The following is an 11,187-nucleotide window of genomic DNA, read 5'->3' as shown; positions in this document are numbered from 1 at the left end:
GGAGGGCATATGAATGCCTCTCCGGGAGGATGGAGCCAGCCGGACAGGCAGAGAGACCGTTTCCGGGCTGCGACTGGAGATCGGTATGGAAACGCTCAATCCCGGCGAATCTAGGCCGTTGCGAAAGCGCTCAATGCAGATCGGCCTGAGCGAAGGCGCCGACATTCAGCTCTGCGCTTACCGGCGGCAGACCCTGCTGATTGATGTCCTGGGCCAGCGACAACAATGCCATCTCAAGGAAATAGGTCGACATGCCCAGTTCCAGAGATTTCGAGCGCTGGCAAAGATAGGAAACCATCCGCCCGAGCGCCAGAATCTCGTCTGCATTGTCCTGTTCAAGTATATCTGTGGTAGACGCCGCCATGATTCCCTCTCGACAGTCGACAGTATGAAAACGCGATGATGTTGCGTTGTTCATTTTCGACCACATCGAGCGTCACGCGAGCGTCACACCTGCGTCAATCGTCGTTTTTGTCCGCCGGCGCGGCGGCATTTTCCGCCGCTTCAGTGGCGGCGAGCGATGTCACGAGAGCGACGATGCTTCTACGCACGGCGGCGCTCTTGATGCGCGAAAAGGCCTGGTTGAGCGAAAAGCCTTCATTCGAGGCCACGAAGGTCTGCATGGCATTGATCGTGCCAAGGGCCGGATTGGCCGGGTCGCCATCGGGCGTGGCATTGGCGAACAGGGAGCTGACCTCAACGCCGAGAATCGACGCAATGGCCTGCAGACGGGACGCGCCGACACGATTGGCACCCTTTTCATACTTCTGGACCTGCTGGAAGGTGATGCCCAATCGCCCGGCCAGTGCACTCTGGCTCATGCCGAGCGACTTGCGGCGCATTCTGATTTGTGCGCCGACATGGACGTCGATCGGGCTGGGTAGTTTGGCGTGCATTACAAATTCCTCCGGTTGAGGTTCCTAAATCCGATGATCAATTAATATCGTTGAAGGTATACATTCAACACAATTTCCACGGGTATTATGACGCTTTATTGACGAGATTGCACGATTTTTCGTTCATAATCGCGTGTCCGGCCCGCGATTTATTATTTTTGTTGCACAACGCAACGCCCCGTTGCGGCTGGAAAGATGGCTCCATCCGGCCACGCCGATGGTCTGAAAGCCCATTCTGTCCCAAATTTCTCGGTTCATTGCATCGAATTCCTCAAGCGACTCGGTATCGCCGAAATGCGGAACCCAGACGAATGGCCGTTTCTGACCGGAACGTATGACATTTTCAAGAAGGACATTGTTGTAAAGTCTGGGCAGGCATTTGTTGGTGTCGATGGCCGGCGAAAGCGGGATGGGATTTCGTTCTATCGCAAAGCCCTGCCGCGCGAGCCAAAGTGCAGAGGCGTCCAGTTTTCGTTTCAGCTCGGTTGCGGCGCGGGTATTGCATCCGCCATGCGCGACAGGGTCGGCAACGAGCAATAGGGGCCGGCCGCCGCTTCTCAGACCGGTGACGGAAACGAACTGGTCAACGTGGAAGCCGCATTGGTGCATTTTTTTGCCGGCCATTTCAGCTTCGCAGGTCTCCGTCGCGGAAAAATCGGAAGAGACCGGGACTTTGCCGAGATCTTCCGGCCGATATCCGAAACTGAAGATGTTTCTGCCGTCGAGAGCCTGAATTTTTCGCCACCGTTGCGAAGGGATGGCCGCATTCCTTCCAAGCCCCCTGTCGTCCTGTAGGCTGGAATGGCCCACCAGCCGAAAATCCGGGCCGACAAGCTGGTTGCCGCCTGCCAAGGCGACATCCGAATGCGTGGTTGCCGCTCCCAGATATTCGGCCAGGCTGACGCCGATGACCTTCTCCGCCACCAGGACGAATTCTGTCGCGGGATCAACCGCACGCACATGGAACATGTCCTGTATCCACGGATGCGAAACGCCGTCATTTCCGACAAGGGGTATCAGTTCGGCGCCGCAGGAGGCTGGCAGACTGCCGAGCCAGTCTCGCGCTGACGCGAGACTGGCTTGATCGGTCACGATAAAAGCGGTGATATCTGCGGGCAGGGCCGAGAGCAGGTTTCCGATTGGAATGAGCGGTGAAACAGTGGCAGCGGCCCTGTTTTTCGCAAAAAAAGCGGCGGGTATTGCGAGCGCAATCGTGCGGATCAGCCCGCCGCAATCGGGCATAAGAGGCAGGGGCTGGATGGCGCTCAAGACCTTTTGTCCCCTGCCGCCTGCCTTGCTGCCAATTGCTGGAAAAACATCGTATTCTGAAGCTTCCATGATGGCGGCGGTGGGGATGGCAACGTTTCTCCCGTGAGCGTTGCCAGAAGCCTTGCCGCATCGTTTCTTTTGATGGAAACCGCATTGGCCGCGAGCAGATTTGCCGTCTCGGAGCCGAGGCCCGCTTCCGCGGCGACGGCGCGCCATGTCCTGCGGGTAAAATGCAGATTGTTGGCAGCGCGGGTGAGCGCGTCATATTCCTCTGGAGCGACCGTATCGCGGCAGGCGGCAAGCGTCGCCTCGGCATCGACCAGCGCGACTGTCAGCGGGCGGTAATCGAGGGCGCCGGGTGCATGGCTCACCGCCACATCGGCATCGGAAAAACGCTGCCCGTCGCGATAGGCCTCGAAAATCTCGCCGATGCCGATCATGCCGAAGGGGGCGCATTCCGCCGCCCTGAGCGCCCCCATGCTGGCGGCGCCGAAAACGGTAACGCCGCTCGCCAGTGCAAACAGGATTTCCTTGTGCCAGACGGCGGCGCAATCGCCGTAAAGCCCGTCGATCAGCCCGATTGTCCCGACACCCTGCCGAACTGCATCGAAAATATCGCCGCAGGCGGCCGGACCGCGAAGATCGAGACCGGACATATGTTCGCCTGCGATGCCGTGGATGGACGGGCCTGCAAAAACCACCGGCTTCATCCGAGGCCCCCGACGGTCAGCAGGTGATCTAGGGTGCGCTGCGAGATGTGTTGCAGGCCGCCGCCGGCCGGAGCAAGGCCGCTTGCCAGAACCCGCACCACATGCAGGCCGGATACCTCCGTTTCCAGCGGAAAGAGATAGATATCCTCGATACCGCCGGCGAACAGGTGCGTCGCAAGCTGGTGCCATGGCGGCGAAGACGCGTCAGATATAAAATCGAGATTGGCCGGCACCCTTTCCATCGGCTGCACGCCGGAGGCCGAAGACCCGGCCGCAACCATATCCCGCTGATAGCGGAGAGGGGAAAGATCGTCCCTCGCGCCGCTGATATCGGTCAATCGCGACTGGATCGCCTCCAGCAAGGCTGCAATGGCAGCACCATGGATATCAGGCCGGCAGGCGGCGCCCGCGGCGCTGCGGGTGGCTGGCCCGTCCTGCGCCTGAAGCGACCGGGGCAGGCTCGCCATCACCACTGGCACGCCTAGCCCATTCGTCATGTCGAAGAAGGACGGCGGCAGACCGATATCCGATAGATGCTGAACAAGAACGTCGAAGGAAGGATCGACGCCCGCCGGAATGAGGACCGGTCGCGGTGCGATCGCGCGCGTCTCGAAAGTGTCAACGAGAAAGCAGGCATCGTTTTCAATGAGTTCGAGCAGCGCATGGAGGACCGAATGGTCATGGTCGAACCCCGCCGCGAGCCCTTGGGAACTCATGCGGAAGGCCTGCCGGTCCCATGGGAAATCCACCCGGAAATCCATGCCGACAAGTTCGTAAGGCGCAAAAACCTCCCCATGCCGGCGAATGGATGTGCCCTTCACCCAGGCGCGTTCTTTTCGCGGATCGAGCGCGTCGCAATCGACCCTGCCGATGGTTTCGAAAGGAATGAGAGGAGTTCCCTTATCCCGCATCTCCTGAACGGAGCTGAAGGCGGCGATATGTTTACGGGTTTCTTCCGCGACCGCGCCTTCGATCGCCTCCATGATCGCCGATAGCCGGGCGTGTTCCGCGACAAGCCCCTTGCCCTGCGAGACGGACAGCCCGCGCGAATTGGGCCGGGCTGCGAACCAGATGGGAATGCCGATAATATCGAGGCCGGTCACGTCGCCGACACGGGTAATCCCGAACCGCCGAAGCAGTCCGGGATCGAAGAACGAAGCGTCGACATGCCTTGAAGCCGCTGTCGCTGACATGGGAGCATCGTCGCCGGTCAAGGCTGCGCGACCGCGATCAGGGCGCCGTGTTGCTGTCGTCGGCAAGGATGGCGTCGAACAGCTCGCCGGTGACGGAGCCGGCCGGGCCGACAGCCTTCAGGGCCGCTTCGATCGGCGCCTGTACCATGCGGTTGAAATCCCAGCCGGCATCGTTCACTTCGCCGATGAAGGCGAAATCGGCTTCGGAAACCACTGCGCCGCCGGAGACGAGGGCTTCGATGCCCTGGATCTGAACCTGGTCCAGTTCCGCTTCCGGCTGGCCGTTCTGGCGAACGAGCATGGACTTTGCGGCGGCTGCCACGCGGGCATAGCCATCCACGCCGGGATGGCTGACTTCATAGGCGGCAATCGTCTCGTGCGACACGGACGCGACCCTGAGCGGCGCCGTGCGAATGAAGAGAACGCCGAAACCCTTTTTTCCGACAATGAAGAAATGCGAGGACATAGTATCTCCTATTTAATCCCAGCTAATCGAAGTGCGTGATAGAATTTTTCATTCGCTATCGGGTCCCGGTCTGGAGACAGGCTGCTGATCTCCCTCGCCGTCATACCCGGATAGTTTTCCTGAAGCCTGTTGCCGGATTCCCGGGCGGAGGCCAGATCGCCATGCAGCGCTTGGCTTGCGGTTAGGACGCGCAGCGCAGGCTCGTCATTTTCCATCCGCCCGCACAGTTCCACCGCCGTGCCGTAATCCTCGCGCTTGAAAGCGATGCTGGCGCCGGCCCACCAGTAGATGTCGGGCGCCAGCGGATTGAGGTCGATGGCCTGCTGGAACTTCTCCCAGGCGATTTCCGCATCGCCGAAATGAGCGAGCGCATCGGCATGCTGGAGCAGGAGGTCGGCCGAATTGGGCGCCAGCGCCTCCGCCTCGAAGAATTTTTCGGCGGAGATGTCGAAGTCGCGCTGGTAGAGCGCCACCACCGCGCACATCCAGTGGCCCACACCGAGGGCGGGGTCGATCTCGACGGAAGAATCGGCCTCCGCCTTGGCGCGGTGCAGGAGATGGGGGTCATTGCCGCCCAGCATCAGCCATTCCAGTTGCAGGCTCTGTGCCACGCGGGCGCGGGCAACCGCCATGCTGTGGTCGAGATCGACGGCCTTGCGGAACATCGAACGGGCTCTTCTGAGAAGCGGCAGATCGCATTTGCCGCGCAGAAGCTGCTGGCCTTCCAGCAATTGCCGGTAGGCCTCGCCGCTGTGGTTGCGGTCGGGCTCCACCTGAAGCCGTTCGATTTCGCGGGCAAGCGCCGCCGCCACCTGTTTGGAGAGCAGCCGGAAGGCGGCGTGAATATGCCGTTCGGTCAGGACCGCTTCCAGTGACCAAACGATTTCACCGCTCGCATCCTCGATCAGCGCAACCGACATGCGGGTTTCGTCGAACACGGTCGAAATGATGCGGTAATCCGCCCGCAGCATGGCGTAGCCGTCATCGGCCCGGTCATGCGCCAGCGCAAAGGTGCTGTGCGGCGAAAGAACGGTGAAGGTGCGGTATCGGACAAGGCTGTTGGCGACATCCTCGACGAAGGCATGCATGACCGGCGAGACCGGCTGCCCGTCGACCCGTGCCGGGCGGACGAATGCGACACGCGGTTTTGCCATTGATTTGCGGCGACTGCCTTCTTCCGGCTCGGCGGGGGCCGTTATCGTGGCGGCCAGACTTTGTATTCTGCGCCTCAGCGCCACGGTTTCGGCTTCCGGCGAACGACCCTCCTGACGAAGCTGCTCCATCAGAAGCTGGTACATGCCCTCGCAGGCGCTGATATTTCCGATCCGCGCATAGGCCGCCATGGCGGCGCGGTAGGTTTCTTCGCGCTCCGGTTCGATCTTGCAGGCGCATTCGGCAAGTCTGGCGATGTCGTTCGAGCTAGCGCGGCCGAAGCGGGTCAATTCCTCCAGAAGCTGGGTGTAGCTCGAAAAAAACAGGTCCCTGAGACGGCGGCGCTCCGAAAGCAGCCAGAGATAAAGATGGTCCTGCCCGGCCTCCAGCCCCTCCAGCAACTCGCCGCCGAATTCGAGCAGCGCGTTGAGCCGCCGCATCGGGTCTTCGGCCCTTGCGCCGGCAAGGAAGATGGCAAGGTCGGTGCGCTGAGCCAGCTTGCCGGCCTTCAGGTCGTTTCCTTCGGTCAGAAGGATGGCATCGTCCTCATTGGGCAGTTTCTGTAGGCGGAGAATGAGCTGCCGCAAATTGCCGAGAGCCCTTTTCTGCTCGACATTTTCCCACAGCAGCGATGCGGCATGCTGGCGGGAAAGGGACTGGTTCGGCGCAAGGATGAGGGCGGCGGTAAGGGCGAAGCCCTTGGACGGGAAAAATGCCTCCCGCACCGCATCACAGCGCGGGGTGCCAAAAAGCCGGATCGGTATCAGTTCAGCGTTCCCAGCCACTTTCGTCCCCTCATGAATCATCATCTAACAACGTGTCCGGGAAATTGAAAGTCATCATAGCGTTCCATTTGACGCTGGTGTGACGCGGCCTGCCTATTGTCGCAGACAGAAGCATGAATGACGGGTGGAAAACAGCGGACATGCGACGGGCAGGCATCGGGAATTTTCGACAGTGATAGCGTTTAACGGAAGCTACATGGCCTTCGAGCCGCGTATCGAGCCTTACCAGCGTGCCGACGATGTCGGATATGCGGTCAGTGAATTCATGTGGTTCAAGGGCCGTCCGTTCTATCCGGTCTCGGCGCTGGTCCATGCGAAGGTCGCGCATGCCAGGCTGTCGGCGGAAAAGGGCGACGAAGAGGACGAGGATAATCTCGATATTCTCTTTCGGATGCCGTTGGTGGCGGGCGGGCACTTTTTCGAGATCGTGCTGCGTTCGAATGAGGGGACGTCCTACGGCGGCTGGGTGTGGGGAGAAGAACTGGAAATCCTGAATGAATTCGTCAACGGCTATCGCGTTCTGGCGGGCAAGTTCGACGACAGGCTCATCCGGTTCGAATATTCCAGGCGGTTTCAGCGTTACCGGACGATCGAGCCGCTGCCGGTGGAAAAATCCGTCTTCCTGATCCAGCGGGAGGCAAAACCCTATGCGGGCAGGCGTGGTTTGCCGGGGGTCCCGGTGGCCTGACCGCGGGGGCGCTCTTTGGGTCAACGGGCGGAAGGCATGGATGCGCGTATTGCGGCATGTCCGGTAAAGCACGGCTTTATCGGAATTCACCCGGGAATATTTTTATTTTTATTGTGTGGAACATTATGATGCCCAATAGAGGTCAAGTGCGTAACGGGGGGATGTCATCGCAGCTTGTGGCGGTGAATTGCGTTTCCGACGACGATATTCTTTCCGATGCGGAGAGCGTTGAGGACGAGCCGCGCCCGCTTCTGCGCAGCGACAGGCTCTATGTTGTCAGCGAGCCCGTTTTCCAGACATTGCCCGCATCCGCCGTCGGCGATGATCGAGCCGGAAAAGAAGCGTCGGGCGGGGCCGAAATCCGAAACAGGATTGTCGATGCCGATATCAGGGCCGCAAAATGGGCGTGGGCGATATTGGCCGTCGCGCATTGCTGGCTGATTTATTTCATGGTGCACAATCTAGGTTAGCACCTCCCACCGGAAGACATCCGGTGTCGACGTTCTGGCGCGCAGGCCTATCACCGCAATTTGCGGCCATTTCGCCGTTTGAGCGGACCCGAGTGTCCGCAACCTGACCTTTTGACAGCCTCCCGCGCACTTCTTCACGATGCCGCCGCCTGTCCGGCCGCGAACGCCCGCTCTCCCTGCTGTTTGCCTGCGGAAATGTCATAAAGCTGTAAATGAAGAAACTTAATTGAGTGATCGGTTTCAACGGAAACGGATCATCATGTCCCGGTCGCTTTTTACCAACACGGCGGCGACCTGGGACTTTCTTACGACATCGCATCGCCCGGGATAGACGACGTCAATATCGACCGCCCGGACCTGTTTGAAGTGGCGTCGCATGTGCGGCGTCTGAACTCCCATGACCTTCTTGCCCTGGAGATGACGAAGTGAGCAATCTTATAGGTACCGGCTTCAACGCCGGCTCGGATGATGGCGAACTGGCCACCCTCGAAAACGATCTGCGTGCGCTTGCCGAAATTGGCTGCGATACCGTGGAAATCGCCGCAACAAGCCTCGACATGATCGCCGGCGGCCGGATCATCGAAGAGCGCGCCGACCGTTTCGTGTCGCTCGCAAAGCAGTTCGACTTCCGCTACACCGTGCACGGTCTCGTCTCTTCGAATTTCATGGATCCGGTGACATGCCGTTACCAGATCGATGCGGCCAAGGCGCTTGCCGTTCTATGCGACCGTATCGGCGCGGGCATCCTCGTCCAGCATAGCGGCGCGCTGCGTGCCGACCAGATCGCCGAACGGGCCGATGCAGACAGCCGCGAGCGGGAAGCGCTTTTCGAACTGGCGGAATTCTGCCGGCCCTATGGCGTGCGCATCGCCCTTGAGAATATCTTCTCCACCGAACCCGGCCAATATCGCCAGACGCCGGCCGAAGTGGCAGAGACCGTGAAGGCTGTCGGTCACGACAATCTCGTTGCGCTGATCGACTTCAGCCATGCCTATCTCGAATCCACCTATCGTGGCCTCGATTTCCGCCATGAACTTCGCGCCATGGCGCCGGTTGCCGGCCATCTGCATGTGCACGATTCCTTCGGCCGCCCGCAGGGCTTCTATCAGCCCTATTTCCCGCAGGAAAACACAGCACTCGGCATCGGCGATCTGCACATGCCGCTCGGCTGGGGCGATATCGACTGGCAGGACATCTTCTCGGAACTTTCCTTCCTGCCCGATACCGTACTGATGATGGAAATCGGTCGCCGTTATCGCGCCGAACAGCCCGCAAGCCTGGAAACGGCGCGGCATCTGATCGCGCTAAATAGCGCCCGCACCCAGCTCGCGGCCGAGTGATGGGCCTGGACGAGGCGTAAGCCGACAGGCTGATGTTTGAAACACCGGCAGTCCCCATGCGACTGCCGGCGTTTTAATTCATGCGGCCCAGTCGGAGAGTGAATAGGCCCTGATGTAATCGATCATCATCTGCGAGCCGTCGCTGAAATCCGCGTCCGATGGCGTTCCCGCAGTACCGCCGACGGCAAGGTTGACGACCATATACATGGGGTCATGCATATCATCGGGCGTATCCGTCTGCGCCACGGCGACATCGTCGAAATACCAGGTTATGTGCTCGGCATCCCACAACAGGCCGTAAGTGTGAAACCCTTCGGTGCTCGGCACGCTGACATTGTTGATGACCGATGTCTGTTCACCGGAGGCGTTGGAATGGGCGGACATGATGAGCGTATTGGGGTTCTGACCGCGCATTTCGATGACATCGAGCTCCGGCGGCCAGGAACCGTCTTCGGGCAGGAGCCAGAAGGCAGGCCAGGCGCCCCGGTCGGTCGGCATATCGGCGCGGATTTCGAAATAACCATAGGTCTGGCTGAAGGAGGAATAGGTGTTCAGCATCCCCGAGGTGTAATCATACCCCTCGACCTCGTCGGCAATCGACTGCGGGGTCTCCTCGGCGGTAATGGTCAGGACGCCGTTCTCGACGCTGAAAGGGTTGACCTCCGATGTGCCGGCATAAGTGGGGTTGATATACCATTGCGCCTCGCCATTCGTCGTCAGCGAGCTTCCCTTTTCCGGCGCCCACCAATATTTGGCGTCCCAGGTGCCCTGATCGCCGCTGCGCAGCGACAGCGTATCGAATTCATCGGCAAAGGTCTGGGTGAGGGACGATCGGTCGAGGCTGAGTTCGAACTGGTCGGCCTGAAGGTCGTCTATGGTCGTTCCAGCAAGAACGATGGCCTCGCCATTCGAAAAATTGAGCCACAGGTCGCTGCCTTGCTGCGTGGCGCTGCCGACAAGCTGATCGAAAGAGGTGATGCCGTAGCCATTGAGCCGTATCGTGTCATTGGCGCTGAAATCCGTGATGAGATCGGTGCCGTTGCCGCTCGTGAAAACAAAGGTGTCGGCCCCGCCGCCGCCGAACAGCACGTCGTTGCCGGCCCCGCCATCGATCGTCTGGCTGCCGGACCCGCCGGTGATGATATTGTCGAGCGAATTGCCGAAGGCATAACGCCCGTCACCCGTTACCCGCAGATTCTCGAAGTTGTCGGGCAGGGTGTAACTCATCCAGGTATCGATGGTATCGATGCCTTCCCCGGCATTTTCGGCGGCGCGATTGATGCTGGAATAGAGATAATAAATATCGTCGCCCGTGCCGCCCGCCATGGTCACATTGACGGAACTGTCGCCCCACATGGAATCATTGCCTGCGGTGCCGGTGAGCAGCGGGCCGGAACCCGTGGCGGAGAAAAATCCCGTGGAACTGCCGCTGTAATAGAGTGTGTCTCCAAGCGCATTCACTACTGTCCGGGCCATGAACCGTCTCCTGTCCGTTAGCGTTGGTGTCTCCTCACTCCTCCTGCTGCACACCCTAACAGGGCAAAAAGCCTCATGTTAGGCCGAAATATGAGGGGTATGTTCCGTTGCGGTTGCATTCAGCTGTTGAGGGGGTGCGTTGTCATGACCCGCTTCCGCCTGTTACATATTCGTTTTTGAACTGGCGCAGCGCGGTCTTGCGGTGCCCCTGCGGGCGGTGGCAGGATTGGGTATATCGGGAACGGAGTGTCAGGATTGAGCGTAGCCTTTACCAAGGAAGACAGTGCGGAAACCGCAGCCGAAACCGTTCTGCCGGATCGGGTAATCTCGTCTCATCCCAATCTGGTAACGCAGTCCGGGCTGAAGGCGCTGGAAGAGCAGTTGCGTCTGGCGCGCGAAGCTTGTGAGGCGGCCAATGCCATTGAAGACATCAATGAAAGACGACGCATTTCCGCCAGCCCGCTTCGCGATCTGCGATATTTCTCCGAGCGGGTCCGCACCGCGCAGTTGATGCCTGATCCGCCAGCGGATGGCGTCGTCGCTTTCGGCAGCCTGGTGACATTCAGCCGCGATGACGGGCGAACGCAACGGTTCCGGATCGTGGGCGAGGACGAGGCCAATCCTGCGGCGGGAACAATGTCCTATGTTTCCCCGGTTGCAAGGGTGCTGATGGGAAAAGCGGCCGGCGATCTCGTCAGTTTGGGCGGGAGGGAGATCGAGATCCTCGACGTCGCCTGAAGCG

Annotated in this window: 12 protein-coding genes; 4 read left to right on the top strand and 8 right to left on the bottom strand. The window is 60.0% G+C overall.

Going from position 1 to position 11,187, the window contains the following annotated elements; genetic code table 11:
* Positions 1–130 precede the first annotated feature (130 nt).
* From PIB16_RS20630 to PIB16_RS20600, 7 genes are all read right to left on the bottom strand, one after another.
* Positions 131–364: a hypothetical protein gene (locus tag PIB16_RS20630; protein ID WP_065657079.1), complete on the bottom strand. Its 234-nt coding sequence runs from the start codon at positions 362–364 to the stop codon at positions 131–133.
* 94 nt (positions 365–458) lie between these two features.
* Positions 459–896, bottom strand: a complete 438-nt coding sequence (locus tag PIB16_RS20625) for a helix-turn-helix domain-containing protein (protein WP_003520859.1) — start codon at positions 894–896, stop codon at positions 459–461.
* A gap of 123 nt (positions 897–1,019) precedes the next feature.
* Entirely contained in the window at positions 1,020–2,165 is a 1,146-nt protein-coding gene (locus tag PIB16_RS20620) for a hypothetical protein (protein WP_271046287.1), read from the bottom strand.
* Positions 2,162–2,875, bottom strand: a complete 714-nt coding sequence (locus PIB16_RS20615) for a TfuA-like protein (RefSeq protein ID WP_271046286.1) — start codon at positions 2,873–2,875, stop codon at positions 2,162–2,164. Before PIB16_RS20615 ends, PIB16_RS20620 begins: the two co-directional genes overlap by 4 nt.
* Entirely contained in the window at positions 2,872–4,068 is a 1,197-nt protein-coding gene (locus PIB16_RS20610; RefSeq protein WP_271046285.1) for a YcaO-like family protein, read from the bottom strand. Before PIB16_RS20610 ends, PIB16_RS20615 begins: the two co-directional genes overlap by 4 nt.
* Before the next feature lie 37 nt (positions 4,069–4,105).
* Entirely contained in the window at positions 4,106–4,534 is a 429-nt protein-coding gene (locus tag PIB16_RS20605; protein ID WP_271046284.1) for a hypothetical protein, read from the bottom strand.
* 8 nt (positions 4,535–4,542) lie between these two features.
* Positions 4,543–6,495, bottom strand: a complete 1,953-nt coding sequence (locus PIB16_RS20600) for a BTAD domain-containing putative transcriptional regulator (protein ID WP_271046283.1) — start codon at positions 6,493–6,495, stop codon at positions 4,543–4,545.
* Positions 6,496–6,667: 172 nt separating this feature from the next.
* Here PIB16_RS20600 and PIB16_RS20595 point away from each other — a divergent pair, with 172 nt between their 5' ends.
* The 3 genes from PIB16_RS20595 to PIB16_RS20585 all read left to right on the top strand — a co-directional run bounded on the left by PIB16_RS20595 (position 6,668) and on the right by PIB16_RS20585 (position 8,969).
* Positions 6,668–7,159 carry a hypothetical protein gene (locus PIB16_RS20595; RefSeq protein ID WP_065657082.1) on the top strand — a complete coding sequence of 164 codons (492 nt, stop codon included), beginning with the start codon at positions 6,668–6,670 and terminating at the stop codon, positions 7,157–7,159.
* A gap of 56 nt (positions 7,160–7,215) precedes the next feature.
* A complete protein-coding gene (locus tag PIB16_RS20590) occupies positions 7,216–7,629 on the top strand; it encodes a hypothetical protein (RefSeq protein WP_271046282.1) in 414 nt (137 codons plus the stop codon).
* Positions 7,630–8,054: 425 nt separating this feature from the next.
* Positions 8,055–8,969, top strand: a complete 915-nt coding sequence (locus tag PIB16_RS20585; RefSeq protein WP_065657285.1) for a TIM barrel protein — start codon at positions 8,055–8,057, stop codon at positions 8,967–8,969.
* Positions 8,970–9,047: 78 nt separating this feature from the next.
* Here the strand turns inward: PIB16_RS20585 and PIB16_RS20580 are convergent, their stop codons facing one another.
* Complete coding sequence (locus tag PIB16_RS20580) at positions 9,048–10,445, bottom strand: family 16 glycosylhydrolase (protein WP_271046281.1); 1,398 nt, start codon at positions 10,443–10,445, stop codon at positions 9,048–9,050.
* 255 nt (positions 10,446–10,700) lie between these two features.
* Between PIB16_RS20580 and greA the strand changes: the two genes are divergently transcribed.
* Positions 10,701–11,183 (top strand): transcription elongation factor GreA, encoded by a 483-nt coding sequence (greA, locus tag PIB16_RS20575; RefSeq protein WP_271046280.1) that lies wholly within the window; start codon positions 10,701–10,703, stop codon positions 11,181–11,183.
* Positions 11,184–11,187 lie beyond the last annotated feature (4 nt).

This window comes from Agrobacterium sp. ST15.13.015, assembly GCF_027871645.1.
GTDB lineage: Bacteria > Pseudomonadota > Alphaproteobacteria > Rhizobiales > Rhizobiaceae > Agrobacterium > Agrobacterium leguminum.
Note: the sequence above shows the minus strand (reverse complement) of the source record. Positions and strands in the feature narration are given on the sequence as shown.

Bases quoted from the DNA above. Each gene is read 5' to 3' on its own strand.
- PIB16_RS20630 (WP_065657079.1), bottom strand. From the start codon at position 364: ATGGCGGCGTCTACCACAGATATACTTGAACAGGACAATGCAGACGAG.
- PIB16_RS20625 (WP_003520859.1), bottom strand. From the start codon at position 896: ATGCACGCCAAACTACCCAGCCCGATCGACGTCCATGTCGGCGCACAA.
- PIB16_RS20615 (WP_271046286.1), bottom strand. From the start codon at position 2,875: ATGAAGCCGGTGGTTTTTGCAGGCCCGTCCATCCACGGCATCGCAGGC.
- PIB16_RS20610 (WP_271046285.1), bottom strand. From the start codon at position 4,068: ATGTCAGCGACAGCGGCTTCAAGGCATGTCGACGCTTCGTTCTTCGAT.
- PIB16_RS20605 (WP_271046284.1), bottom strand. From the start codon at position 4,534: ATGTCCTCGCATTTCTTCATTGTCGGAAAAAAGGGTTTCGGCGTTCTC.
- PIB16_RS20600 (WP_271046283.1), bottom strand. From the start codon at position 6,495: ATGATGATTCATGAGGGGACGAAAGTGGCTGGGAACGCTGAACTGATA.
- PIB16_RS20595 (WP_065657082.1), top strand. From the start codon at position 6,668: ATGGCCTTCGAGCCGCGTATCGAGCCTTACCAGCGTGCCGACGATGTC.
- PIB16_RS20590 (WP_271046282.1), top strand. From the start codon at position 7,216: ATGTCCGGTAAAGCACGGCTTTATCGGAATTCACCCGGGAATATTTTT.
- PIB16_RS20580 (WP_271046281.1), bottom strand. From the start codon at position 10,445: ATGGCCCGGACAGTAGTGAATGCGCTTGGAGACACACTCTATTACAGC.